Annotated in this window: 22 protein-coding genes; 14 read left to right on the top strand and 8 right to left on the bottom strand. The window is 63.1% G+C overall.

What is annotated here, in order from left to right; translation table 11 throughout:
• Positions 1-73 precede the first annotated feature (73 nt).
• On the top strand, positions 74-904 hold the full coding sequence (locus QQK95_RS03835; RefSeq protein WP_284269080.1) for an alpha/beta hydrolase: 831 nt from the start codon (positions 74-76) through the stop codon (positions 902-904).
• A gap of 46 nt (positions 905-950) precedes the next feature.
• Here QQK95_RS03835 and QQK95_RS03840 read toward each other — a convergent pair whose 3' ends face one another.
• From QQK95_RS03840 to QQK95_RS03860, 5 genes are all read right to left on the bottom strand, one after another.
• Positions 951-2,156 (bottom strand): molybdopterin molybdotransferase MoeA, encoded by a 1,206-nt coding sequence (locus QQK95_RS03840; protein ID WP_284269082.1) that lies wholly within the window; start codon positions 2,154-2,156, stop codon positions 951-953.
• Complete coding sequence (gene moaC / locus QQK95_RS03845) at positions 2,156-2,638, bottom strand: cyclic pyranopterin monophosphate synthase MoaC (protein ID WP_284269084.1); 483 nt, start codon at positions 2,636-2,638, stop codon at positions 2,156-2,158. The genes QQK95_RS03840 and moaC overlap by 1 nt, the downstream gene beginning before the upstream one ends.
• Before the next feature lie 66 nt (positions 2,639-2,704).
• On the bottom strand, positions 2,705-3,553 hold the full coding sequence (trpC, locus tag QQK95_RS03850; protein ID WP_284269085.1) for an indole-3-glycerol phosphate synthase TrpC: 849 nt from the start codon (positions 3,551-3,553) through the stop codon (positions 2,705-2,707).
• A gap of 3 nt (positions 3,554-3,556) precedes the next feature.
• Complete coding sequence (trpD, locus tag QQK95_RS03855; RefSeq protein WP_095774358.1) at positions 3,557-4,567, bottom strand: anthranilate phosphoribosyltransferase; 1,011 nt, start codon at positions 4,565-4,567, stop codon at positions 3,557-3,559.
• Positions 4,564-6,456, bottom strand: a complete 1,893-nt coding sequence (locus QQK95_RS03860) for a SurA N-terminal domain-containing protein (protein WP_284269089.1) — start codon at positions 6,454-6,456, stop codon at positions 4,564-4,566. Before QQK95_RS03860 ends, trpD begins: the two co-directional genes overlap by 4 nt.
• 143 nt (positions 6,457-6,599) lie before the next feature.
• Here QQK95_RS03860 and tpiA point away from each other — a divergent pair, with 143 nt between their 5' ends.
• From tpiA to QQK95_RS03885, 5 genes are all read left to right on the top strand, one after another.
• The gene (gene tpiA / locus QQK95_RS03865) at positions 6,600-7,370 is read left to right on the top strand and encodes a triose-phosphate isomerase (protein ID WP_284269091.1); all 771 of its coding nucleotides are present in this window, start codon (positions 6,600-6,602) and stop codon (positions 7,368-7,370) included.
• A gap of 167 nt (positions 7,371-7,537) precedes the next feature.
• Complete coding sequence (gene secG / locus QQK95_RS03870; protein ID WP_284269093.1) at positions 7,538-8,008, top strand: preprotein translocase subunit SecG; 471 nt, start codon at positions 7,538-7,540, stop codon at positions 8,006-8,008.
• A gap of 211 nt (positions 8,009-8,219) precedes the next feature.
• Positions 8,220-9,344 carry a L,D-transpeptidase gene (locus tag QQK95_RS03875; protein ID WP_284269095.1) on the top strand — a complete coding sequence of 375 codons (1,125 nt, stop codon included), beginning with the start codon at positions 8,220-8,222 and terminating at the stop codon, positions 9,342-9,344.
• Between the two features lie 217 nt (positions 9,345-9,561).
• Positions 9,562-11,199, top strand: a complete 1,638-nt coding sequence (locus QQK95_RS03880) for a CTP synthase (protein WP_284269097.1) — start codon at positions 9,562-9,564, stop codon at positions 11,197-11,199.
• A gap of 23 nt (positions 11,200-11,222) precedes the next feature.
• Entirely contained in the window at positions 11,223-11,768 is a 546-nt protein-coding gene (locus QQK95_RS03885; RefSeq protein WP_284269099.1) for a DUF1697 domain-containing protein, read from the top strand.
• Positions 11,769-11,821: 53 nt separating this feature from the next.
• Here the strand turns inward: QQK95_RS03885 and QQK95_RS03890 are convergent, their stop codons facing one another.
• Positions 11,822-13,279 (bottom strand): NCS1 family nucleobase:cation symporter-1, encoded by a 1,458-nt coding sequence (locus QQK95_RS03890; RefSeq protein WP_284269101.1) that lies wholly within the window; start codon positions 13,277-13,279, stop codon positions 11,822-11,824.
• Positions 13,280-13,483: 204 nt separating this feature from the next.
• Positions 13,484-14,533, bottom strand: a complete 1,050-nt coding sequence (locus tag QQK95_RS03895) for a LysR family transcriptional regulator (protein ID WP_284269103.1) — start codon at positions 14,531-14,533, stop codon at positions 13,484-13,486.
• Between the two features lie 109 nt (positions 14,534-14,642).
• Between QQK95_RS03895 and QQK95_RS03900 the strand changes: the two genes are divergently transcribed.
• From QQK95_RS03900 to QQK95_RS03935, 8 genes are all read left to right on the top strand, one after another.
• Complete coding sequence (locus QQK95_RS03900; RefSeq protein WP_284269105.1) at positions 14,643-16,151, top strand: leucyl aminopeptidase; 1,509 nt, start codon at positions 14,643-14,645, stop codon at positions 16,149-16,151.
• 55 nt (positions 16,152-16,206) lie between these two features.
• Positions 16,207-17,112, top strand: coding sequence for a proline iminopeptidase-family hydrolase (locus tag QQK95_RS03905; protein WP_284269106.1), 906 nt, complete (start codon positions 16,207-16,209; stop codon positions 17,110-17,112).
• 18 nt (positions 17,113-17,130) lie between these two features.
• Positions 17,131-18,792, top strand: coding sequence for an ABC transporter substrate-binding protein (locus QQK95_RS03910; protein WP_284269109.1), 1,662 nt, complete (start codon positions 17,131-17,133; stop codon positions 18,790-18,792).
• A 22-nt stretch (positions 18,793-18,814) separates the two neighbouring features.
• The gene (locus tag QQK95_RS03915; RefSeq protein ID WP_322791207.1) at positions 18,815-19,831 is read left to right on the top strand and encodes an ABC transporter permease; all 1,017 of its coding nucleotides are present in this window, start codon (positions 18,815-18,817) and stop codon (positions 19,829-19,831) included.
• On the top strand, positions 19,831-20,802 hold the full coding sequence (locus QQK95_RS03920; protein ID WP_284269111.1) for an ABC transporter permease: 972 nt from the start codon (positions 19,831-19,833) through the stop codon (positions 20,800-20,802). The genes QQK95_RS03915 and QQK95_RS03920 overlap by 1 nt, the downstream gene beginning before the upstream one ends.
• Positions 20,799-21,758 (top strand): ABC transporter ATP-binding protein, encoded by a 960-nt coding sequence (locus QQK95_RS03925; RefSeq protein WP_284269113.1) that lies wholly within the window; start codon positions 20,799-20,801, stop codon positions 21,756-21,758. The genes QQK95_RS03920 and QQK95_RS03925 overlap by 4 nt, the downstream gene beginning before the upstream one ends.
• 8 nt (positions 21,759-21,766) lie before the next feature.
• Positions 21,767-22,747 carry an ABC transporter ATP-binding protein gene (locus tag QQK95_RS03930; protein ID WP_284269115.1) on the top strand — a complete coding sequence of 327 codons (981 nt, stop codon included), beginning with the start codon at positions 21,767-21,769 and terminating at the stop codon, positions 22,745-22,747.
• Positions 22,748-22,866: 119 nt separating this feature from the next.
• Complete coding sequence (locus QQK95_RS03935) at positions 22,867-23,169, top strand: DUF982 domain-containing protein (protein ID WP_010909507.1); 303 nt, start codon at positions 22,867-22,869, stop codon at positions 23,167-23,169.
• A 120-nt stretch (positions 23,170-23,289) separates the two neighbouring features.
• On the opposite strand, the gene QQK95_RS03940 is transcribed toward QQK95_RS03935, so the two are convergent.
• On the bottom strand, positions 23,290-23,655 hold the full coding sequence (locus tag QQK95_RS03940) for a YybH family protein (protein WP_284269118.1): 366 nt from the start codon (positions 23,653-23,655) through the stop codon (positions 23,290-23,292).
• Positions 23,656-24,751: the final 1,096 nt, after the last annotated feature.

Below are 24,751 nucleotides of genomic sequence, written 5' to 3' on the forward strand. Positions count from 1 at the left end.
GGAGCATTGACGCATGGCATGGTGGCGGCCATTGCTAGCGCCAAACGGATGCGCTTTTTGGGGGAGGGTGCCGATGCCTAGACATCGCATAGCCGACTGGAACAACGCCTACGCGAACGGTGCGAACATCGCGGGCAGCGACCGTTGGCCGGCCGCGTGGACGGAGCCGGCGCAGGCATTTCGTGACGCGCTATTGGCCGAGGGCCGGGCACGGCTGGACATTGCCTATGGCGACCGACCGCGCAATCGCTTCGATCTTTTCCGTCCCAAGGATTCGCCAAAGGGGCTCGTCGTGTTCATCCATGGCGGTTATTGGCTGGAGTCCGACAAGAGCGACTGGTCGCATCTGGCCAAGGGCGCGGTCGGCAGCGGCTATGCGGTGGCGATGCCGGCCTACACGCAGTGCCCGGACATACGCATCGGCGGCATCGTCCGCGAAATCGGCGCGGCGATCGAAAAAGTGGCGGCCATGGTCGACGGACCGGTGATGCTGACCGGGCATTCGGCCGGCGGACATCTCGCCAGCCGCATGGTAACCACATCGACGCCGCTGGCCGCCGATGTGGCAAAGCGCATACGCCATGTCGTTTCGATCTCGGGCCTGCACGACCTGCGCCCGCTGATGCGCACCGATATGAACGCCGCTTTGGTAATTGACGAGGCGGAAGCCCAGGCCGAAAGTCCCGCGCTGCTGCGCCCCCTCGATGGCACCCGCATCACCTGCTGGGCCGGCGGCGGCGAGCGTTCCGAGTTCCTGCGCCAGAATGCGCTGCTGGCCAATATCTGGACCGGCCTTGGCGCCGCCACCAGTTGTGTAGTCGAGCCCGACCGGCACCATTTCGACATTGTCGATGGCCTCACCGATCCGGGGCATGCGCTGACGCGAACCCTGGTCTCGGAATAGATGAAACCGTTTTTGTCCTGTTTTCAGCGATTTATGGGGTAATTCTTCAGCGCAGCATCAGTACGCTGCAAGAATCTCCGACCGCGGATGCGGAAGCAAATGGCGCCCGCACGATCAGCCCATTGGCGTCGGCCAGCATCCTCAGCATGGACGAATCCTGGATGCTGAACGGCGTCGCCACCAGCCCGCCATCGTCTTCCCTGACCACCGCCCGCACATAATCCTGGCGCAGATCATTGGCCGGAATTGCGGCGCCCAGTCGCGCCGGACGGATGTCCTGACGATGATTGCGACCGCCGAGCCTCGCCAGAAGCGGCTTCAGGAACAATTGCGAGCAGACCAGGCTGGCCACCGGATTGCCGGGCAGGCCGATGCACCTGATGGCGCCGAGACGTCCGAACATCAGCGGCTTGCCGGGGCGCATGGCGATCTTCCAGAAGCCGAGCGTCATGCCTTCGCCGGTCAGCACGTCATGGATCAGGTCATGGTCGCCGACCGAGGCGCCGCCAAGCGTCACGATGACATCCGCACCGGCCGCGACCGCTTTTTGCACCAGCGAGGCAATAGCCTGCTTGCGGTCGGCGGCAATGCCGAGATCGAGCGCGCGGGCGCCGACCGATTGCGCGACGGCGGCGACGCCATAGGCGTTGGACGAGACGATCTGGTCCGGTCCGAGGTCGCTGCCGGGGGGCAGCAACTCGTCGCCAGTGGCGATGATGGCAACCAGCGGCCGTTTGACCACGCTCACCCTGGGATGGTTGGCCGATGCCGCCAGCGAGAGCGCCGCCGGATCGAGCAGGCGGCCTCTTTCAAGCAGAACGTCGCCTTTCGAAAAGTCGAGGCCGATGCGGCGGATGTTGCGCCACTCCGCCGTTGGCTCGCTCACTTCGATATGGCGGCCGCCGAGGTCGCGGACGTTTTCCTGGATGACGATGGTGTCGGCACCCTCGGGCAACGGCGCGCCGGTGAAGATACGCACCGCCTGGCGCTCGCCAACCGATCCGTCAAAGCCACGTCCGGCCGGCGCCATGCCGATCACCTGGAGTTTCGACGGCACGGACGCCACATCGGCCGCGCGGACCGCGTAGCCATCCATGGCCGAAGCATTGAAGGGCGGCTGGGTGCGAAGTGCCGCGACCGGTTCCGCCAGCACACGATCGACCGCCTCGAGGAGAGAAGCGCTTTCGCCGGCCAGCGGTGCTGCACCATCCAGCAGGCGTTCGAGCGCCTCCGCCACCGGAACCAGCGCCATCAGGCGCCAGCCTTGTAGTCGCCGGACTTGCCGCCGGTCTTTTCGACCAGGCGGATGCCGGAGATGACCATGGCGCGGTCGACTGCCTTGGCCATGTCGTAGATGGTCAGGCAGGCGACCGATGCTGCGGTCAGCGCTTCCATCTCGACACCGGTCTTGCCGGTGACGCGAGCCAACGCGGTGACTTTCAGCCCCGGCAGCGCATGGTCGGGCTCGATGTCGACGGAAACCTTGGTCAGGAGCAGTGGATGGCAGAGCGGAATCAATTCATGCGTCTTCTTCGCCGCCATGATGCCGGCGATGCGGGCGGTGCCCAGCACATCGCCCTTCTTGGCGTTTCCGGCGAGGATGGTTTTCAGCGTCTCGATCTGCATCGAGACAAACCCTTCGGCGATCGCCGTGCGTGTCGTCTCTTGCTTGTCGCCGACATCGACCATATTGGCCTCGCCCTGCGTGCCGAGATGGGTGAGGGCGGCCTTCATCGTCAGACAGCCATAGAGCGACGTGCGTCCATTCGGACGCACAAAGTACGCTCTATCACTTCGAATCTATGCATCGTGCTCTCCGAAAATCGATTCCGATTTTCGGGCCGATGCATCCAACGCCTTGCCCGTCAGCAGAATCCGGGTCGCGGCGGTGACATCCTCCTGACGCATCAGGCTCTCGCCGACAAGGAAGGTGCCGATGTCCTTCTTCTGCAGCCTGAGACAATCGTCATGTGTGAAGATGCCGCTTTCACTGACCAGCAGGCGGTCGGCCGGCACCATCGTCGCCAGCCGCTCGGACGTTTCGAGGCTGGTCTCGAACGTCCTCAGATTGCGGTTGTTGATGCCGATCAGCCGCGACGACAGCTTTAGCGCGCGCATCGTCTCGGCTTCGTCATGCACCTCGATCAGCGCATCCATGCCGAGTTCGAATGCGGTCGCTTCCAATTCGCTTGCCAAGGCATCGTCGACGCTGGCCATGATGATCAGGATGGCATCCGCGCCCCAGGCGCGCGCCTCATAGACCTGGTAGGGGTCGAACAGGAAATCCTTGCGCAGCGCGGGCAGGGCGACGGCTGCCCTTGCCCTGGTGAGGAATTCCGGCGCGCCCTGGAAGGACGGCGCATCGGTCAACACCGAAAGACAGGCGGCGCCGCCTTTCTCATAGGCCCGCGCCAGTGCCGGTGGATCGAAATCGGCACGGATCAGCCCTTTGGAGGGGCTCGCCTTCTTGATTTCGGCGATGAGGGCGAAGCGGCCCGATCCGCGCTTCGCCTCGAGTGCGGCGAGAAAGCCGCGTGGTGCGTCGGCGTCCTTCGCCCGCGCCCTGATCTCGGCCAACGGCACGCGTGCCTTGGCGGCGGCGATCTCGTCGCGCTTGTAGGCCTCGATCTTGCGCAGAATGTCAGACACGGTTCACCCGTTCGAAATTTCGACCAGCCGGTCGAGCACCTGCAGCGCCCGGCCGCTATCTATGGCTTGCGCCGCGAGCGCGATGCCGTCGCCAAGCGTTGTCGCCTTGCCCGCGATCACCAGTCCGGCGCCGGCATTCATCAGCACGGTGTCGCGATAGGCGCCGGCTGCGCCGCCCAGCATGTCCCGCAAGGCCTTGGCATTGTAGGCGGCGTCGCCGCCGCGCAGCTCGTCCTTGGTGTGGCGCTTCAGTCCGACCTCTTCCGGGGTCAGCGTGAAGCTGCGGATCTCACCGCCGATCAGTTCCGCCACCTGCGTCTCGCCGGTGGTGGTGATTTCGTCATAGCCGTCGCCATGAACGACCCAGGCATGCTCGGTGCCCAGCGCCTTCAATGTCTCGGCCACCGGCATGATCCATTCCGGCAGGAACACACCGACCATCTGCCTGACGACGCCAGCCGGATTCGAGAGGGGCCCGAGCAGATTGAAGATGGTGCGGGTGCCGAGCTCGACGCGGGTCGGCCCGACATGTTTCATGGCCGGATGGTGCGCGGGCGCGAACATGAAGCCGACGCCGGCTTCGTGGATGCAACGGCCGATCGTCTCCGGCGGAATGTCTATCTTGACCCCAAGCGCGATCAGGACATCGGCCGCGCCGGTCAGCGAGGACAGGCCGCGATTGCCGTGCTTGGCGACCGGAACGCCGGCGGCTGCGATGACGAAGGCCGACCCCGTCGAAATGTTAACGCTGTGGGAATTGTCGCCGCCCGTGCCGACGATATCGATGGCACCCGCTGGCGCCTCGACACGCAGCATCTTGGCCCGCATCGTGGCGACCGCGCCTGAAATCTCGCTCACCGTCTCACCGCGTACGCGCAGCGCCATCAGGAAGCCGCCGATCTGCCCGGGGGTCGCGTCGCCCGACATGATGATGTCGAAAGCCTCGCGCGCTTCCTCGAAGGAAAGCGCGGTGCCGGCCGCCACCTTGGCGATATGGGTTTTCAGCGCGCTCATCTTGTCGAGGCTTGGGCAACAGCAGCCTGGTCGATGCGGACGTCATACTGCGTCTGCAACTGCGCCACCAACTGGTCGAGCAGATCGTCCGACATGCCGGAGGTGAAGGATTTCTGCGCGTCCTCCGGCACCGAGCTGGCATCGGCTCCGGCGGGCTCGAACACTTCGGCGACCTTGAACAGGATCTGCCCGTCACCGGTGGGCGAGGGGATCAGGCCGGTGCCGCCTTCGCCGACGCCGAACATCACGGCAGCGCCTTCCTTGCCGAAATCGGCATCGTCGGCTTCGCGCTTCAGGCCGCGCTTGGTCTGCTTCTCCAGCTTGAGATCGCCGGCGATGACATCGAGCGTGGCGCCGGCCTTGAGCCGCTTGTCGAGCTCGCTCGCCTTGGCGGCAAGCCGCTTGGTGGTCTCTGCCGCCGTCCAGTCGGCGACGACCTTCTGGCGGACCTCGTCCAGTGTGCGGTCGCGAGCCGGCGTGATCGAAGCGACCTCATAGAAGATGAAGCCGTTGTCGGCGGTGGTCAGCGCTTCGTTTTCGGTTTTTGGTTCGGCATCAAAGACCGCCTTGATCAGCGCCGGCGATTCCGGCAGGTCCTTGACGATGGAGCCATCCGGCCTGAGGCCGCTGCGATCGATGGCGTCGATGGTGACGTCCTTCAGCTTCAGCTTGGCGGCCGCGTCGGCCAGCGAGCTGCCGGAGGCGCGGGTGTCTTCGTAATTGTCGTGCACATCCAAAAGGATGCGGCTTGCCTCGCCCAGCGCCAGGTCCTTGCGGATCTGGTCGGACACTTCGGCGAGCGGCTTCACCACCTCGGGCTTGATCTCGGTGACGCGCAGCAGCACCGGACCGAAGGCGCCCTGAACGACCTGGCTGACTTCATTGGCGTTGAGCGAGAAGGCGGCATCGGCAACCGCCTTGTCGGCGATCTTGTCCTTGGCCAATGTGCCAAGCAGCGTGTCGGCCGGGGTCTTGCCCTCGGCTGTCACCAGCTTTTCGAAAGTGGCGCCGGCCTTGAGCGAATCGAGCGCGGCCTTGGCCGCATCCGGTGTCTTGAACACAAGCTGCTCGATCGTGCGCATTTCGGGCGTGGTGTAGCGCGCCTTGTTCTTGTTGTAGTCGTCGTTGACCTGCTGGTCGGTGACGGCGGTCGGATCCATGATGTCCACCGGCTCGAGGCGGACATAGGAGAATTTGCGGTACTCGGGTGCGGCGTAAGTCTTCTTGTTGGCCTCGAAATAGGCCTGGAGCACGCTGTCGCTCGGTGCCTCGATCGGCTCGACGAGCTTCTTTGGCAAGACCAGATAGTCAACGGTGCGGTCCTCGCCGCGATAGAGTGCCACCGCCTTGAAGAAAGCGTCCGGCGCCTTGAGGCCGTCCGAGACCGCTTCGACGATCTGCTGGCGCACCGCCACCTGGGCGCGATTCTTCAGGTAATCCTCCGGCCGCATGCCGACCTGGCGAAGCATGTACTCGAACGTTCTCCTGTCGAACTGGCCGCCTGGGCCCTTGAACGCCGGGTCCTCGCGCGTCAGCTCGGCCAGCCGGTCCTTGGACAGGCCAAGGCCAAGCTTGCGGGCCTGTTCGTCGAGAACGGCGCCGGAGACAAGCTGCGCCAGCACCTGGTTGTCGATGCCGAGCGCCTTTGCCTGTTCGTGGGTGAGGCGCTGACCGAACTGCTGCGACATGACGGCGAGCTGGCGATCATAGGCGAGCCGGTATTCGTTGATCGATACCTTGGTGCCACCCGCTATTATCACCGAATCGTGGCCGGCAAAGCCGCCCATAAGCCGCCCGGAGATGCCCCAGGCGGCGAAACTGACCACCAGCAGCGAAAGCAATGTCTTCGCGACCCATGTACCCGCCGCGCTTCTCAATATACCAAGCATCGTTACTTCCGATTTATGCGCATTTTCGCATGCGCCGAGTCTGAAACAAGCGCAATAGCGCCCTTCCGGTCCACTGTCGATTGCTTTGTGGCCTGATTTTGGTAGTGAGGGCCAGAGCCTGATATTGCCCGGAGAAGCAGACCATGACGCCAGGAATTCGCCCGCTTGTCGCCGGCAACTGGAAAATGAACGGCACCAGCGCTTCGCTGAACGAGCTCAGGATGATCGGCAACGGCTTCATGAGCGGGCTCGACGCGGAGACCGAGGCCCTGGTCTGCGTTCCCGCCACGCTGCTCTCCCATGCAGCGGAGATTCTGTCGCGCACGCCGGTCCATGCCGGTGGCGAGGATTGCCACACCAAGGAAAGCGGCGCCTACACCGGCTGCATCTCGGCGGAGATGCTGAAGGATGCCGGGGCGAGCCATGTCATTGTCGGCCATTCCGAATGCCGCGAACAACGCGGCGAGGACGATGCGACGGTCCAGGCCAAGGCCGCCGCCGCGTGGCGTGCCGGGCTCGTGGCCATCATTTGCATCGGCGAGACGCAGCAACAGCGTGAAGCCGGCGCCACGCTCGACGTGCTGTCGCGCCAGGTCGCCGGCTCGGTGCCGCCCAGCGCCACGCCGTCCAACACCGTCATTGCCTACGAGCCGGTATGGGCGATCGGCACCGGCCTGACGCCGACCGCCGCCGACGTGGCCGAAGCGCATGCGCATATCCGCGAAAAGCTCTCGGAGAAACTCGGTGCCCCTGCCGCCAAGATGCGCATTCTCTACGGTGGCTCGGTCAAGCCGTCCAACGCGGTGGAGCTGCTGGGCGTCAGGAATGTCGATGGTGCGCTGGTTGGCGGCGCCAGCCTGAAGGCGGCCGATTTCCTCGGCATCGCCGAGGCCTATCGCAGCATTTCAGCCTAGGATTCACGACGAAAGACGGGGCTCATCCCGTCCAAATTCGTTGCAAAGGGCGCGTTGCTTCCCATATTCCGGCCACGGGCTTGGAAATGCCGTGAAAGCATTGTATTGAGCCGCCTCCAATTCACCGGTCGTGTCCGCGGCCGGGCAAGGCCTTGCCAGGATAAACTATGCAAACCGTACTGATCGTCATCCATCTCATGGTCGTGCTCGCCCTCGTCGGCGTGGTACTGCTGCAACGCTCCGAAGGCGGCGGCCTTGGCATTGGTGGCGGATCGGGCTTCATGACGGCGCGCGGCGCCGCCAACGCGTTGACCCGGGCAACGGCGATCCTGGCGGCGGCTTTCTTCGTCACGTCGCTGACCTTGTCGATCATTGCCCGCTACGGCGAAAAGCCGATCGACATTCTCGATCGCGTCCCCGCGACGTCGGACGGCGCCGGCAAGGGCGTGCTCAACCAGTTGCCTGGCACGACGACCCCGGCACCCGCCGGCAGCACCACCCCGACACCGCCGTCGGGCAACGGCGCAGCGCCTGCGCCGGCAACTCCGGCCACGGCGCCCGCCTCTGGTGCGACGCCTCCGGCAAGCAACGGCACCACCAAGACGGCACCCGCGGCACCGCAGGTTCCGAACCAGTAACCTCCATCCGGTCCAACCGCGACCTGTGATCGTTTGAACACAGTCGCGGCAAATGCTGCGCGATCACGAAGATTCAACGGGCAGCAGCGCGGTCTCGCGCTTGAGGCATCCGCGCTTATTCGACTATAGATTGCGCGCGGCATTTTCGGTGTCCTTGGGGGACGCCGGGCGACGCCGTGGGCAACAAGCATTGAACGATCGGATCTTCGCCATGCAGCTTCGCAGCTTCATTTTCCTGGGACTTTGCGCCGTACTCGGCCTGAGTTCCGCGGCTTTCGCCGGCGTGCCGGCCAATTTGGCCGCCAATCAATCGGTCGACAAAACCGACGCCATCCACGTCGCAGTCAAGAGCGATGCGGCGCAGTTGAGGCTTCTCAAGAAGAAGAAAAACCCGACACCGGACGATCTCGCCCAGATCAAGAAGATCGAGGCCAAGATCGTTGCCGACAAGGAAGACGCCAAGGCCAAGGCTCTCGAAGCCAGGAAGCTGGCGATGCGCGAAGCGGCCAAGGCCAAAGCCGACGCCGAGCGGCAGGCCTTCCTGGCCAAGAAAGGCCAGAGCGCTTCCGCGGCAACCGAAGTGGCTGACGCCAAGCCGGCCAAGAAGACCACCAAGGTCATCGAGCCTGTTGAACCGATCACACCCATCCAGTCGGCCGAGCCGCTTCCGGCAGAAGCGATGAATGTCGCGATGACAGGCAACAATGGTGAGCTGCGCAGCGAAGTCATCGGCCAGAAGCAGCCAACCGGCGGCCTGTTCGCCGGCCTGTTCGGCGGCACTTCGTCCGGGTCGTCGATCAGCTATCTGCCCGAGACGCGGGCTCTCGACCAGGCTCTCGCCAAGAGGGACGCCAAGAAGCCGTTCAAGGTGAAGCCGGAATTCGTGCCGCAGGATGTGGAATTCACCGGCTATGAGCCGGGCACCATCGTCATCGACACCAGCGCGCGCCGGCTCTATCTCGTCGAATCGTTTTCGACCGCGCGTCGCTACGCGATCGCTGTCGGCCGTGAAGGCCTGCAGTTCAAGGGCACGGTCGCGGTCGGCGACAAGCAGGAATGGCCGCGCTGGATCCCGACGCTCGACATGCAGAAGCGCGAGCCCAAGCATTACGGCCAGTACAAGGACGGCATGCCCGGCGGCGGCCAGAACCCGCTCGGCGCCCGCGCCATCTACCTCTATGACGGCAAGAAGGACACGCATCTGCGCATCCACGGCACCATCGCGCCGCAGTCGATCGGAACCAGCGCCTCCAATGGCTGCTTCCGCATGATCAACGAGCACGTCATGGATCTCTACAGCCGCGTCAGGGTCGGCACCAAAGTCGTCATCATCTGACGGTTCCATCATCCTGCCGAAAGGGCCGGCTCAGCCGGCCCTTTTGTTTTGCCTCGCTCACGACCAAGCCTGTCCGGTCGTGATCCATGGACAAACGGAAACCGTTTGTCCGAGAAAACCGGGTTCCACTCTTCGGGATCATGGTCCGACGCCTTCTTGGGAAAAAACCTTCGCGGTGGTTTTTTCTCTGGCGGAATCAATCCAGCCGCGTTAAGCGATGACTCCCATGGCGCGATATGTATTCATCACAGGCGGCGTGGTTTCCTCACTTGGAAAAGGCATTGCCGCAGCGGCCCTTGGGGCTCTCCTGCAGGCGCGAGGTTATCGCGCACGCATCAAAAAACTCGACCCGTACCTCAATGTCGATCCCGGCACGATGTCGCCGTACCAGCATGGCGAGGTGTTCGTCACCGACGACGGTGCGGAGACGGATCTTGACCTTGGCCACTACGAACGCTTCACCGGCCGCTCGGCCAATCAGCAGGACAACATCACCACCGGCCGCATCTACAAGAACATCATCGAGCGTGAGCGGCGCGGCGACTATCTCGGCGCCACGGTGCAGGTCATTCCGCACGTCACCGACGAGATCAAGAATTTCGTCCTCAACGGCAATGACGACTATGATTTCGTGCTGTGCGAGATCGGCGGCACGGTCGGCGACATCGAGGCGATGCCGTTCCTCGAGGCGATCCGTCAGCTCGGCAACGACCTGCCGCGCAACAACGCCGTCTACGTGCATCTGACCTTGATGCCCTACATTCCGACGGCGGGTGAGCTGAAGACCAAACCGACCCAGCATTCGGTCAAGGAACTGCGCGGCATCGGCATCGCCCCCGACATCCTGCTGGTTCGCGCCGACCGCGCCATCCCCAAGGAAGAGCGCAGAAAACTGTCGCTGTTTTGCAATGTCAGGGAAAGCGCCGTCATCCAGGCGCTCGACGTGCCGCACATCTACGACGTGCCGATGGCCTACCACAAGGAAGGGCTCGATTCGGAAGTCCTGGCCGCGTTCGGCATCGACCCGGCGCCGAAGCCGCGCATGGAGCCCTGGCAGAAGGTCTCCGATCGCATCCACAGCCCGGAAGGCGAGGTGACCATCGCCATCGTCGGCAAATACACCGGCCTCAAGGATGCCTACAAATCGCTGATCGAAGCGCTTTCCCATGGCGGGCTGGCCAACCACGTCAAGGTCAAGCTCGACTGGATCGAATCCGAGATCTTCGAAAAGGAGGATCCGACGCCGTGGCTGGAAAAGGTGCATGGCATCCTGGTTCCCGGCGGCTTTGGCGAACGCGGTTCCGAAGGCAAGATCCTGGCGGCGAAATTCGCGCGTGAGCGTAAGGTGCCGTATTTCGGCATCTGCTTCGGCATGCAGATGGCCTGCATAGAGGCGGCGCGGTCGCTGGCGGGCGTCGAGCATGCCTCCTCGACCGAGTTCGGTCCGACCGAGGAGCCCGTCGTTGGCCTGATGACGGAATGGCTGAAGGGCAACATGCTGGAGAAGCGGCGGGAAACCGGCGATCTCGGCGGCACGATGCGTCTCGGTGCCTATCAGGCCGACCTCGCCAAGGGCTCCAAGATTGCCGACATCTATGGCGATACGCAGATTTCCGAGCGCCACCGCCACCGCTACGAGGTCAATATCGACTATAAAGAGCGGCTGGAGGAGTGCGGACTGGTGTTTGCCGGCATGTCGCCAGACGGCGTGCTGCCGGAGACAGTCGAATATCCCGATCACCCCTGGTTCATCGGCGTGCAGTATCACCCCGAGCTGAAGAGCCGGCCGCTTGAGCCGCATCCGCTGTTCGCCAGCTTCATCGAGGCTGCGGTGGAGCAGTCTCGCCTGGTTTAGGCATCCGCCAGGCGGAGCCTCTCATGCAGACCTATGTCGCGCTCCTCTACAGCATCATCCTGGGCGAGGGGCGCCGGGTCGTCATGACGGACCTCAAGGCGATGGCGGAAGGCCTCGGCTTAAAGAATGTTCGCACCTTGGTGGCGACCGGCAACCTCGTCTTCGAAGCGCGGACGACCGATGTCGGCAAGCTGGAACAGCGGCTGGAAACGGCCTTCGAAAAAACTTTCGGCCGCCATGTCCACATCATCGTGCGCACTGCCGAGGAATGGCTGAAACTTGCCGCCGGCAATCCGTTTCCGGCCGATTCGGCTGAGGCAGGTGACCAGGTGGCTGTGCGGGTGATGCGCAAACCGGCTGCTGTTGAGGTCGTCGCGGCGCTGCAAGCCCATGCCGCCGAGGACGAGAAGGTGCTCCTGATCGGCGGCGACATATGGCTTGTGTTTTCGCGCGAACGGCCAAGCTCGCGGCTGCTTGCGGCCGCCAATCACAAGCGCCTGGGCATAGGCACGTCGCGCAACTGGAACACGGTGCGCAAGTTGGCGGAGATGGTAGGCAGTAGGCAGTAGGCAGTAGGGAAGCAGTTCTCTATTCCCTAACCCCTACCGCCTACTGCCTCATTTCAAGCCTTTGCCGTCTTGGCGCCCGCACCCACGGCGGCGGTGCGCAGCACATAGTAGATGATGCCGGCAATCGCTACGCCGAAGAACCAGCCATAGACGCCCCACCAGGACGGCAGCCAGTTGGTGAAGTTCGGCAATATCGACGAGAAGACAGCGCCTATGCCGGCGGCGGTGAAGGCATTGACGTGCCAGCCGCCCTGGAAGCGGAACTCGCCGTCCTCGCGATACAGTGCCTCGACGTCGACCTCGCCTTTGCGGATCAGGTAATAGTCGACCATCATCACGCCGAAGATCGGTCCCATCGTCGCGCCGATGATGCCGACGAAATGCGCGGCGCTGCCTTCCCACGGTGCGAAGGGGTAGAGCACAAGTGCGATAAGCGCGGCGATGTAGCCGCCCTTCTTGAAGTCGATCTGACGCGGGAAGACGTTGGAGAAGTCGAAGGCCGGCGAGACGAAGTTGGCGACGACGTTGATGCCGAGCGTGGCAACCGCGAAGGTCAGGGCGGCGAGCGCGGCCAGGAACCAGCTGTCGAACTTGGCCGAGATCTGGTCGGGGTGCAGCAGCACTTCGTGGTAGACATCATAGGCGGCAATGGTGGTGACGCCGGCGACCAGCGAGAACAGGATCAAATTGACCGGCAGGCCCCAGATATTGCCCTTGCGCAGCGCGGCCTTGTCCGGGGCGTAGCGGGCGAAGTCGCAGAAATTGAGATAGAGCGCCGAGAAATAGGTCACCCAGATCGCCGCGACCCCGAAGAGCGCCGTCCACGATCCGGGATCGCCCGGGATGCCGGCATCGGCGGTCTTTTCGCGCAGCACGTCCATCGGGATGTCGCTGGTAAAGGCGAAGCTCCCCGATTTGACGCAGAGATAGATGGCCAGGAGCAGCATCATCACCCAGACGGCGGGGCCCGCCCAATCCTGGAAGCGGCGCACCGTTTCCATGCCCTTCTGGATGATCAGCAACTGCAACGCCCAGATGATGACGAAGCAGATCACCTCCAGCGTGGAATGGCCGAGAAGATGCGAGGTCTTGTTGAATTCGTCGAACCATTGCAGGCGAGTGAGCAATGCCACGATGGCGCCGGAGGCCGCGGCGGTCTGCGCGCCGTACCAGAAGCAGGCGACGATGGCGCGCACCAGTGCCGGGATGTTGGCGCCCCAGATGCCGAAGGAGGCGCGGGCAAGCACGGGGTAGGGCACGCCGGTCTTCACGCCGGCGTAGCCGACCATGTTCATCAGCGCGTAGATGATCAGCGAGCCGATGCCGATGGCGATGATGAAATTGACGAAGCCGCCGCAGAACAGGAACAGGCTGGCGGCGAGATAGTAGCCCCACAGGCTGTGGACGTCCGATGTCCAGACGTTGAAGATCGAGAACGGTCCCCAGTTCCGAACTTTGGCCGGAGCGAGATCCTCGTTGTACAGGTCAGGCGATGCGCCTTGTATGGTCACTGCAATGTCCTCCCCTTGATTGGCCACGCGCCTCCACGCGATGGCCGTGCAGGTTAAGCCTGACGCTGGGGAACCGGCAACCGATCCATTTGCCGGCTTTGGCCTTAAAGATATTCAATGCGAACCGCGATTATCGAGGGGGCGCAATGGTGGGCCGCGGTTGAATAGCAACGGTTCAGGTGATTCGAATCCGGGCTTCTTCGCCTAAGCGATAGCCATGACCCGCTTGTGGTCCTCGACTTCCGACAGCAGCCAGTCCTGAAACAGGCCGGTTCCCGGCTTGTTGCCGATGCTGCGGCGCTGATGCAGATAGATGCCGGCCGGATAGGTATGGCGGGCCTGGAACGGCGCGACAAGTTTGCCTTGCTGCAGAAAATCCTGCGCCATCATCGTGTCGGCAAGCGCTATTCCGGCGCCATTGATCGTCTCGCGCATGATGAGCGTGCAGTCATCCAGCGTCGTGCTGGATTTCGGCGTCGTGTCCAGAACACCTTCCTGCTCGAGCCACCGCTTCCATCTCATGCTCTCGCATTCATGGATCAGATGATGGTTGACCAGATCGGCGGGCGATCGCAGCGGCACAGGCCCATCGAGCAGTGAGGGCGCGCAGACCGGCGTCAGAACCAGCGGGATCAAAAGCGTCAAGGCCGGGCCGGCCTTGTAGACGAACTCGTCGACAATGGCCAAGTCGAAGTTGGCGCGCTTGCCTGATGTCGAGATCTCCAGTTCCACGGCTGGATGCAGCCGGCGAAAATTCGGCAAACGGTCCGCCAACCAAAGGTTCAGGACCGCAGGAACGCACAAGACCCGGACACGTTGGGTCCTGCCGTGGCTCGGGCTGTTGGCAATGCTGACGTCGTCGGTGGCGCGCCAGATGGCCTCGAACGCCTCCGAGAGGCTGCGCGCATAGTAGGAGCCCCGAATAGTCGGTGTTATCTGGCGAAAGCCCCGCTCGAACAGATCCTGGCCGAGATTCTTTTCAAGCGCGCGGATGTGACGGCTCACGGCGGAGGGTGTGAGGTGCAATTCCTCGGCTGCATCCTTGACGCTGCCGAGACGTGCGGCGGCTTCGAAAGCGCGCATGCCATTGAGTGAGGGTAAGGCCATTGACCGATCATGAATTGTCAGTTGAGTTTTTGTCAATCGACTTGGGTAAAATTGGCGTTTGATCGCCTGGCCCGTTCGGGGATACCCAAAAGGCAAGAGCGACCAAGTCGCCATCAGAAAACGATTATTTGGGGCCTCCGGCACCATTTCTCCAACGGCAGAAACCCGCAACGGGGCTTCCGCCATTGGCGGGCGAAGCTTTGCGCACACGCTGCGCCGAGGCCGGAGTCATCAGCACATGGGAGACTGCCAGCCTATGCCTCAATCGCCAGTGCCGGTCTTTGAAACGGCGGACGGGATTTCCGCGGAAACCTCCGTCGTCGTGATCTTGCAGACTGCTCGGCCAAGCTTTGGCCCCCGAGCGGCGGCACTGGACGCTGAGATGAGCGGAATCCTGTCGCGTGCCTGCTCCGACCCGGCCGCCTTGACCGAATCCGGCACCTGCATCGATCTCATCGCGCCGCAGGGCGTATCGGCCCGGCGCGTGATTGTCCTGGCTCTGGGCAAAGCCGAAGCCGTCAGCACCCTGTCCCTGGCGCGCGCCGGCGGTTTGCTTGCCGCGCATCTGGAAGGCAAGTGCGAATGCGCGGCGACGCTTGTCCTCGACCCCATTGACGGCATCGACCTGCCCGCAGCCGAAATCCTGGCGCGTGTCGCGCTGGGTATGCGGCTGCGGCGCTATCGTTTCGACATGCGCAATCGGCGCCAGGGCGCGGGAGCGGACCGGACGTTGCGGGTCCGACTGGTCGGAGCCAGCAACGCGGACCTGACCCCGGCGCTGGCGCGGATCAATGCCATCGCGGACGGTGTCGAATATGCGCGCACACTGGTCAACCTGCCGCCGAACCATCTGCATCCTGACAATTTCCACGATCATCTGGAGCCGCTGCGCGAAGCCGGCATCGATGTCGAGATACTCGATGCGCCGCGGCTGCAGGAACTCGGCATGAACGCGATCCTGGCCGTGGGCTCCGGGTCGGTGCGGCCGCCGCGCGTCGCGGTGCTGCGCTATCGCGGCAAGGGCGCTCCTTCCCAGCCGATGGCTTTCGTCGGCAAGGGCGTGTGCTTTGACTCCGGTGGCCTGTGCATCAAACGCGGCGAGCAGATGTTCGACATGAAGGCCGATATGGGCGGCGCGGCCGCCGTGGTCGGCCTGCTGATCGCGCTTGCCCGGCAAGGCAGCCCGGTGCATGCCGTCGGCATCCTGGGCATTGCCGAGAACATGCCGTCCGGCACCGCGCTCAAGCCGCGCGACATCATCACCACGGCGTCGGGACAGACCGTCGAGGTGTTCGACACGGACGCGGAAGGCCGCCTGATCCTGGCCGATTGCCTCTACTATTCCGCCTCGCGCTTCAACCCCTCGGTGATCGTCGATCTGGCGACGCTGACCTATTCGGTGATGCGCGGCCTGGGATCGGTCTTTGCCGGTCTCTTCAGCACCGACGATGAGATCGCGTCGCAGATGATCGCCGCGGGGGAAACGGTTGGCGAGCGGTTCTGGCAACTGCCGCTCGACAAAGCCTATGACGAGGGCCTGCAATCGCCGTTCGCGGATCTGCGGCATCACGCCAAGGATATGGAGGATGGCGACGCGCCGTACGCGGCGGCGTTTCTGCGCCATTTCACCGAGGATCGTCCCTGGGTGCATCTCGACATCGCCGGCAAGGAAATGGCCGACGCGGATCGGCCGCTCGGCCGCGAAGGCGCCACGGCGTTCGGCGTGCAGATGCTGGAAGAGTGGGTGCAGGCCAGGGTGAACTAGGCGCCTGTGGTTGGGGACAGAAACGAGATGCGTTCAAACGGTATGGGAAATCGGAATGTCGGCTGAGATCATTGGCAGGGAAGGGCGGGCCGCCTTCGGCGGCTACGAGACCTGGTATCGCATCTCAGGCGACCTCAATGCCGACAAGGCCCCGGTGGTGATCCTGCATGGCGGGCCGGGCGCCGCCCATAACTACGTCGATGCCTATAAGCTTCTCGCCCGACGGGGCCGCGCCGTCATCCACTACGACCAGTTGGGCTGCGGCAATTCCACTTTGCTGCCGGAGAAAGGTGCCGATTTCTGGACTCCCCGGCTCTTCATCGACGAGCTTGAAAACCTCGTCGATCATCTCGGGATCCGTAGGGGCTTCCACGTGCTCGGCCAGAGCTGGGGTGGCATGCTGGGCGCCGAATACGGGGTGACGCGGCCGAAGGGCCTGAAGTCGCTGACCATCGCCAACTCGCCGGCTTCGATGAAGCTGTGGGTCGAAGAGGCCAACCGGTTGCGCGCCGACCTGCCTGCGGATGTGCAGGAGACGCTGACCCGGCACGAACAGGCCGGCACGACGGACGATCCCGCCTACCAGGCCGCGACGATGGTGTTCTACGAGCGGCATGTCTGCCGGGTCGTGCCTTTCCCGCCGGAGGTGACGGAGACCTTCGCCCAGGTCGCGCGCAACCCGACCGTCTATCACCTGATGAACGGGCCGAACGAGTTCCATGTCATCGGAACCCTGAAGAACTGGAGCATCGTCGAGCGCCTGCCGGCCGTCGACGTTCCGACGCTGATCATCTCCGGACGCTATGACGAGGCCACGCCCGCGACCGTGCAGCCCTTCAAGGACGGCATCAAAGGATCGCGCTGGGAGATATTCGAGCATTCCAGCCACATGCCGCATGTCGAGGAGCAAGAGGCGTGCATGCGGGTGGTGGGAGACTTCCTGGACGACAACGACAACTGAGAAAAGGGGAACCAAGACATGAAGAAACTGCTTTTGGCCGCATCAGCCGCGGCACTGCTGGCCGGCACGTGGCTGGCTCCGGCACAGGCTGAATATCTCAAGGAGCACCGAGGTGGCACCATCCGCCTTCTGGCCCGCTCCGCGGCGGGAACGCTCGATCCGCACATCAATTACACCGATCAGGGCTGGCAGATGTACCAGCCGATCTATGACGGCCTGGTGGCATTCCGCAAGGCCGAGGGCATGGACGGCTTCACCATCGTCCCCGACCTCGCCGAGGCGCTGCCGCAGGTCAGCAATGACGGCAAGACCTTCACTTTCAAGCTGCGCAAGGGCATCAAGTTCTCCAACGGCCAGGAGATGGGCGTCAAGGACGTCGTCGCTTCCTTCCAGCGCATCTTCAAGGTTTCCGGGCCGACTTCCGGCACCTTCTATGCCGGCATCGTCGGGGCCGACAAATGCCTGGCCGACACCAAGAACTGCACGCTTGAAGGTGGCGTCGTCGGCGACGAAGCGGCCGGTACCATCACGCTCAATCTCACCAAGCCCGACGCAGAGATACTCTATAAGCTTGCCTTGCCGCACGCCGTGGTGCTGCCGGCGGACACGCCCGCCGAAGACATGGGCTCCAAGCCGATTCCCAGCACCGGCGCCTACATGATCTCCGCCTTCGATCCCAACAAGGGCATGACGGTGTCGCGCAACCCGAACTTCAAGCAGTGGAGCGAGGAAGCGCAACCTGACGGCTACCCGGATGTCGTCCAGTATGATTTCGGCCTGTCAGAGGAGGCGGCCGTCACGGCGATCCAGAACGGCGAGGCGGACTGGATGTTCGACGCGCTGCCGAGCGATCGGCTGGGCGAACTTGGCAGCAAGTCCATGGACCAGCTGCATATCTCGCCGCTTTCGGCGTGGTGGTATGCGCCCCTGAACAATCGTCTGGCGCCCTTCGACAACGAAAAAGCGCGCCAGGCCGTTGCCTATGCGATCGATCGCAACACGCTGGTCAAGCTGTTCGGCGGCAAGGTGCTGGCCTCGCCGGTTTGCCAGGTGCTGCCGCCGGACTTTCCGGGCCATGAGGACTATTGCCCCTTCACCAAGAACCCCGGCACCAAATGGTCGGCGCCCGATCTCGACAAGGCAAAGCAGCTCGTCGAGGAATCGGGCACCAAGGGCCAGAAGGTGACCATCATCGCCGAGGACACCGCCATCTCACGCTCCATCGGCGTCTATCTGCAGAGCGTGCTGACCAGCATCGGCTATGTCGCCGACGTCAAGCCGATCTCGCCCAATATCCAGTTCACCTACATCCAGAACACCAACAATAAGGTGCAGATGTCCATTACCCAGTGGTACAAGGACTATCCCGCAGCCTCGGACTTCCTGAACATCCTCTTCAGCTGCTCCTCCTTCCGTGAAGGTTCGGACGCCTCGATCAACATCGCCGGCTTCTGCGACAAGGACATCGACGCCAAGATGCAAAAGGCGCTGGACCTCGGCGTCACCGACCAGAAAGCCGCCGACAAGATGTGGGCTGAAATCGACAAGCAGGTCACGGACAAGGCGCCGGCCGTCGGTCTCTTCACGCCGAAGCGGCTTGATTTCGTCAGCAAGCGGGTTGGCAATTTCAAGTTCAACCGGCAGTTCAACTGGATGATCACCCAGTCCTGGGTGCAGTAGCGACCTTTGGAGGGGCACGCCCGTGTCGAACCAAGCCGTCGCCATGCCGCGCAAGACGCGAGGGCCCTGGGCCGTCGCGTTTGCGAAGCTGGCAAGGGACAGGGCTGCCATGGCATCCCTGTCCGTGTTCCTCCTCATCGTGCTCGCCTGCCTCAGCGCGCCTCTCTACGCGAAATTGGCTGGCGTGGACCCATTCGCCTCGACGCTCGACGCCGTCATCCAGATCGACGGCGCCGACGTCCCCGTGATGGAACAGTCGACCGAGGGGCTCGGCCTCGGCTACACGCCGCTCGGCCCGACCTGGCGGCTCGGCAATTATTTCCTCGGCGCCGACAGCCAGGGGCGCGATGTCATGGCCCGAATGCTCTATGGCGGGCTGAGTTCGCTGCTGATCTCCGGGGCGGCCACCATCTTCACCCTGATCATCGGCACGGCGGCGGGATTAATCGCCGGCTATTTCGGCGGCATCACCGATACGGTGCTGTCGCGCCTGCTGGATGTGCTGTGGGCGTTCCCGATCTATCTGCTGGCGATTTCGCTTTCCATCGTCACCATCGCGCAAGGAATCAGGATCGGGCCGATCGATATCGAGTCCGGCAGCCTGTGGCTGCCGGTCATCATCATCGGCATCGTCTATGTTCCCTATGTGGCGCGCCCGATACGCGGTCAGGTGCTGTCGCTGCGCCACAGCGAATTCGTGCTGGCCGCGATCAATCTCGGCGTGCCGGGATGGCGCATCCTGTGGCGCGATATCCTGCCCAACATCACCACCACGCTCATCGTCTTCGTGCCGCTGATGATGGCGCTTAACATGCTGACGGAATCCGCACTCTCCTTCCTGTCGATCGGCGTGCAGCCGCCGGCTGCAAGCTGGGGCACCATCATCCAGGACGGGCAGGCGCTGCTTTACACCAGGCCGCTGGTGGCGCTGGTGCCGGGTCTGGCGATCGCGGTGTCCGTCATGGCGCTCAATGTCTTCGGCGACGGCCTGCGCGACGCGCTCGACCCGCGCTCCAAGGTTCGACTGGGGCGCGACTGATGATCTACGCCATCCTGCGCCGTTTCGGTCAGATGCTGTTTGTGATGTTCGGCATCTCGGTCATCGTCTTCCTGATCTTCTTCGCGACGCCGGGCGCCGATCCGGCGGCGCGCATCGCCGGCCGCAATGCATCGCCCGAAGTGCTGGAAGCGGTGCGCCACAATTTCGGCTTCGACCGGCCGCTCTACGTGCAATATGCGAAGATGATGGAGAAGATCTTCGTCACCGGCGACTTGACCTCCTTCGTCAATCGCGGCTGGAAAGTGGTGCCGGCGGTGATGGATTCCATTCCCGTCACGCTCTCGCTGGTGTTCGGAGCGGCGATCCTGTGGGTGGTCGTCTCCATCATCATCGGCATCGTCGCCGCCGCCACCCGCGACAGCTGGCTGGACAAGCTGCTGATGGCTTTGGGCCTGCTCGGCATCTCCATGCCGGTCTACTGGCTGGGCGAGGTGATGAACCTGATCACCCAGAGCCGCTATCACGACAGCTGGGCATTCTCCTGGGTGCCGCCGCTCGGCTACAAGAATTTCTCCGACGACCCCAAAGGCTGGTTCCTGACCTTGATCATACCATGGATCACGCTGGCCATTCTCTACATCGGCATCTATGGGCGCGTGTTGCGTGCCGCCATCATCGAATCCCTGCAGGAGGATTTTATCCGCACGGCCCGCGCCAAGGGCCTGTCGGAGACGCGCATCCTGCTGCGCCATGCCTTGCGCACATCGCTCATCGCCTTCGTCACCCTGTTCGGCCTGGACTTCGGCGCGCTGGTGGGCGGCTCGGCCCTTTTGACCGAAGTGGTGTTCGGGCTGCACGGCATCGGCAAGCTCACTTATGACGCGCTGCAGAACCTCGACCTGCCGATGATCATGGCGACGGTGATGTACGCGTCGATGTTCGTGGTCATCGCCAATGCGGTCGTCGATTTCGTCTACATCCTGCTCGATCCGCGCCTGAGGACATCATGATACTGTCGGTGCGCGATCTCAAAGTATCCTTCCGCACCAATGACGGTCTGGTGCGCGCCATCGACGGCGTTTCCTTCGACCTCGAGGAGAGCGAGATCCTCGGCGTCGTCGGCGAATCTGGTTCCGGCAAGACAGTGTCGCTGCTGGCGGTGATGGGCCTCATCACCGATCCCAACGCCAGCATCGAAGGCTCGATCCGCTACAAGGGCCGCGAGCTGGTGGGGCTGCCACCGCGCGAGCTGAGGCGCCTGCGCGGCAACGAAATCGCGATGATCTTCCAGGATCCGATGACGGCGCTGACGCCGGTCTACACGATCGGCTGGCAGATCGCCGAGCAGATCCGCGCGCACCAGAATATCAGCAAGGCCAAGGCGATGGCGCGTGTCGAGGAACTGCTGGCCGAGGTGAATTTTCCCAATCCGCACGAGGCCATGTCGCGCTACCCGCACCAGCTTTCTGGCGGCATGCGGCAGCGCGCGGTGATCGCAATGGCATTGTCGTGCAATCCGGCGCTGCTGGTGGCGGACGAGCCGACCACGGCGCTCGACGTTACGGTGCAGGCCGGCATTCTCGACCTCGTGCGAAAGCTGCGCGCGACGCACAAGTCGGCGGTCGTATTCATCACGCATGACATGGGCGTGGTCTCCGAACTCGCCGACCGGGTGATGGTCATGTATGCCGGCCGCGTGGTGGAACGCGGCAGCCGCATGGAGCTGTTTTCCGACCCGCGGCATCCCTATACCCGCGCGCTGCTCGGTTCGATCCCGCCGCTGACCGGCGAAAAGCCGCGCCGCCTGCCGGCCATTCCCGGTTCGCCGCCATCGCTGCTGCGACTGCCGCAGGGCTGCGCCTTTGGTCCGCGATGCCCGGTGCACTACGAGCCCTGCGTGACCGGCAGGCCAGACCTTGGCATCGGCACTCACGCCGCGGCGTGCTTCCGGGTGGCCCAGGCATGAGCGGACCGATGACCGACAGCCCAATCCTCGAGACGCGTTCCCTCGGCAAGCGCTTCTCGATCGGCACCCGTTTCTCCGCCGAAGGCAAGCGAACCGTCCATGCGGTCGACAATGTTTCGCTCACCGTGCGGCGCGGCGAGACAGTCGGCCTGGTCGGCGAATCCGGTTGCGGCAAGTCCACGCTGGCGCGCTGCCTGGTGAGGCTCTACGACATATCGGACGGCGAGCTGCTGTTCGAAGGCGAGGACATCACCTCGAAGTCGCTGTCCGAACTGAGGCCCCTGCGGCGGCGCCTGCAAATGGTGTTCCAGGACCCGTCGGCCTCGCTCAATCCGCGCCGGCGCGTCGGCGATCTGGTGGCCGAGCCGCTGCGAATCCATGGCAAGCTTTCGTCCCGCGAGATTGCCGCGCGCGTCGCGGAACTGTTCGAACTCGTCGGCCTGCTGCCGGACCACGTCATGCGCTATCCCCATGAATTCTCCGGCGGCCAGCGCCAGCGCGTCGGCATCGCGCGCGCGATTGCTCTGAACCCGGATCTGGTCGTGCTGGACGAACCGGTCTCCGCGCTCGACGTCTCGGTGCAGGCGCAGATCGTCAACCTGCTCGCCGATCTGCAGGAGAAGCTGAACCTCACCTACATCTTCATCGCCCACGACCTGTCGGTGGTGCGCCAGGTGTCGACCCGCATCGCGGTCATGTATCTCGGCTCGATCGTCGAGGAAGGGCCGGCGGAGGAGGTGTTCGCGACATCAGCCCATCCCTATAGCCAGGCACTGATCTCGGCGGTTCCGGTCGTTGAGACGACGCCCAGCGGGACGCGCAAGCGCATCATCCTCACCGGCGACGTGCCGAGCCCGCTCAAGCCGCCATCCGGCTGCCGTTTCCACCCGCGATGCCCGATCGCGGTCGAGCGATGCCGCACCGAGCGGCCGGAGCTGAAGGAGTATCGACCCGGCCGCAAGGTGGCCTGCCACTTCCCGACGGTTTAGCTGGCGACCATCGACCAAAAGATTTTTTAAAGGTTCCGTTTTCTGTATGGAACCAACCGCAAGACTGTGCGTTTCATAAGGTTCGATCGGGCGGCATCGCGATCGACCGGGAGGAAACGATGGACTACCTGCATTTCTTTGCGCCTGTGCGAATATCGCGCGGGCAGGGACATCCTGTAGAAGAAGTGGATAGTGTCGCCGAGGCGATGGTTTTCTTGCGTAAATGGCCGACGGGACGACGTGGGCCAGTGTATCAGTGCGCGCTGAATTGCTGCTCGGCCGCTTTGTCGGGACAGATGTCGGCGGAGGAGGCCAGGAAGGCATTCACCGGCTTTGCCCGGATCACGCGGCTTCTGGACGACGACATGGCGCTGCCCGTCCCCGGCGAAACCATGGCGGACGTATACGCGCTGCGGCGATAGCCGCATCCGGATTTCTGAACGCCAGGACTGCGGCCATCACGGCCGCAGCGTCTTGACGTGTGCGCGGTGACGGGCCGGCCGGGCTCCGGGTGACGCAGACGCTTGCTCCGGTCCAAGGACTTAATCCCAAGCGACGGAATAGCGATCGATTACCCAGAGCCAGGAGCCGTCGGCTTGCCGCCGGGCAACCTCGCTGGTGACGTCGCCGTCGGAAAGCCTGGTCGAGGTGAGGGCAAAGTCGCCGCAAATGAGCGCCGGCCGCTGTTGTCCGACCGCAAACTTCCGTCCGGACGCAACGATTTCGGCATAGTAGTCGCGAATGGCTTCGCGGCCGCGCAGAAAACGTCCGCCACCGCAGTCGATGACGGCATCCGCCTCGAACAGCGCAACCATGCCATCAACGTCGCCCGCATGCTGTCTCGCTATCAGCATGGGCTCCAGCTGCTGCGGGTCGTAAGCCGGCTTTCCCGCGCTCGGATCGTTCATGGTGGCAGCTCCATAAATACTTGACGTCTTTTGGGACTGGCTGATTCCAAAGTTTCGGAAATAGGCCATATTTACACGTGTACAATACACCAAAGTGTAAATTAGAATTTACTTATGAATAGAACGCAGATTTTCTAGGCCTGTTTCTTCGCAGGCCCTTAACAGCCCATCACGGATATGTTACCTCTGTGTGAGGGAGATGCCCTGATCGCCGTATCGGGTCGAACAGGGGGCATGCCCCCACACTATGCGGGCACCGCATTTGGATTTTTAGCTGGTGACGCTAGCAGTTGCACCTTGCGGCTGCTTGTCTCGTTTGAGTGTCGGTTGCTTCTGCTTTCGCCGATCATATATTCTTTAGACAAGAATTTATCAAATGCGACAGGTTTAGCTGCAAAGGAAACCCCGCATGTGAGCATAGAATTGGCTCATACCTCTGATAAAGCTACGTTTTTCAAAGCTTTTCGAAAAATATTCCCATAGATCGCCAATTTCTGCTTGTGATGAAGCATAAGCAGGCTTGACATCGCAGCGATCGACGGTTGTATTGGCGTTAGATTGCGGCGAGGGAGTGTGTGATGGCTTTTTGTCAGTCACATGAGTGTAATTGTGCATCAATTGCTAAATTAAATTCCTCTAAAGTTCGACAATTTTACTTTCTGCTATTTGAAACGCGCTTCGTTCGCATGTTCCGGGGCGCGGCTGTGCTGAGCGCTCGGCTTTGTGCGGCGCTGCTTGTGATCGTCGCGCTTGGTTTTGCGACAGCGCCGGCCGCCCAGGCAACGCCGCATGGCGGTTGGAACGGAACTTATCCCACGGCGCGGGACGCCTGTTATGCGTTCTGGGCCTATTGGCACCTGCCGCTCCCTCATCCTGGTTACAGCCGATTCACGGGCGCATTCCCGACGGACGATCCCAATGTCCAGCGTTGCCATTGGACACACTATCAGGACGCCTCCTGTCCCTACGGTCCATGGGGCTGCACGACCATTCCACCCGGGACTGTCGCGTTCGCTTGTGACAGTGGCTACCACCGTTCGCTTGATGATCGGTGTGTTGAGGATCAACCGCCGGAGCGCCCCCCTGGATGCCCGGC

This window comes from Mesorhizobium huakuii (assembly GCF_030160235.1).
Lineage (GTDB): Bacteria > Pseudomonadota > Alphaproteobacteria > Rhizobiales > Rhizobiaceae > Mesorhizobium > Mesorhizobium huakuii.

What these genes read in the sequence shown, in the direction of transcription:
- moaC (WP_284269084.1), bottom strand. Translation starts at nt 2,638, where the DNA reads ATGAAGGCCGCCCTCACCCATCTCGGCACGCAGGGCGAGGCCAATATG.
- QQK95_RS03875 (WP_284269095.1), top strand. Translation starts at nt 8,220, where the DNA reads ATGCAGCTTCGCAGCTTCATTTTCCTGGGACTTTGCGCCGTACTCGGC.
- QQK95_RS03860 (WP_284269089.1), bottom strand. Translation starts at nt 6,456, where the DNA reads ATGCTTGGTATATTGAGAAGCGCGGCGGGTACATGGGTCGCGAAGACA.
- QQK95_RS03885 (WP_284269099.1), top strand. Translation starts at nt 11,223, where the DNA reads ATGCAGACCTATGTCGCGCTCCTCTACAGCATCATCCTGGGCGAGGGG.
- QQK95_RS03930 (WP_284269115.1), top strand. Translation starts at nt 21,767, where the DNA reads ATGACCGACAGCCCAATCCTCGAGACGCGTTCCCTCGGCAAGCGCTTC.
- QQK95_RS03880 (WP_284269097.1), top strand. Translation starts at nt 9,562, where the DNA reads ATGACTCCCATGGCGCGATATGTATTCATCACAGGCGGCGTGGTTTCC.
- QQK95_RS03925 (WP_284269113.1), top strand. Translation starts at nt 20,799, where the DNA reads ATGATACTGTCGGTGCGCGATCTCAAAGTATCCTTCCGCACCAATGAC.
- QQK95_RS03840 (WP_284269082.1), bottom strand. Translation starts at nt 2,156, where the DNA reads ATGGCGCTGGTTCCGGTGGCGGAGGCGCTCGAACGCCTGCTGGATGGT.
- QQK95_RS03900 (WP_284269105.1), top strand. Translation starts at nt 14,643, where the DNA reads ATGCCTCAATCGCCAGTGCCGGTCTTTGAAACGGCGGACGGGATTTCC.
- QQK95_RS03910 (WP_284269109.1), top strand. Translation starts at nt 17,131, where the DNA reads ATGAAGAAACTGCTTTTGGCCGCATCAGCCGCGGCACTGCTGGCCGGC.
- QQK95_RS03935 (WP_010909507.1), top strand. Translation starts at nt 22,867, where the DNA reads ATGGACTACCTGCATTTCTTTGCGCCTGTGCGAATATCGCGCGGGCAG.
- QQK95_RS03905 (WP_284269106.1), top strand. Translation starts at nt 16,207, where the DNA reads ATGTCGGCTGAGATCATTGGCAGGGAAGGGCGGGCCGCCTTCGGCGGC.
- trpD (WP_095774358.1), bottom strand. Translation starts at nt 4,567, where the DNA reads ATGAGCGCGCTGAAAACCCATATCGCCAAGGTGGCGGCCGGCACCGCG.
- QQK95_RS03940 (WP_284269118.1), bottom strand. Translation starts at nt 23,655, where the DNA reads ATGAACGATCCGAGCGCGGGAAAGCCGGCTTACGACCCGCAGCAGCTG.
- tpiA (WP_284269091.1), top strand. Translation starts at nt 6,600, where the DNA reads ATGACGCCAGGAATTCGCCCGCTTGTCGCCGGCAACTGGAAAATGAAC.
- QQK95_RS03835 (WP_284269080.1), top strand. Translation starts at nt 74, where the DNA reads ATGCCTAGACATCGCATAGCCGACTGGAACAACGCCTACGCGAACGGT.
- QQK95_RS03920 (WP_284269111.1), top strand. Translation starts at nt 19,831, where the DNA reads ATGATCTACGCCATCCTGCGCCGTTTCGGTCAGATGCTGTTTGTGATG.
- secG (WP_284269093.1), top strand. Translation starts at nt 7,538, where the DNA reads ATGCAAACCGTACTGATCGTCATCCATCTCATGGTCGTGCTCGCCCTC.
- QQK95_RS03895 (WP_284269103.1), bottom strand. Translation starts at nt 14,533, where the DNA reads ATGGTGCCGGAGGCCCCAAATAATCGTTTTCTGATGGCGACTTGGTCG.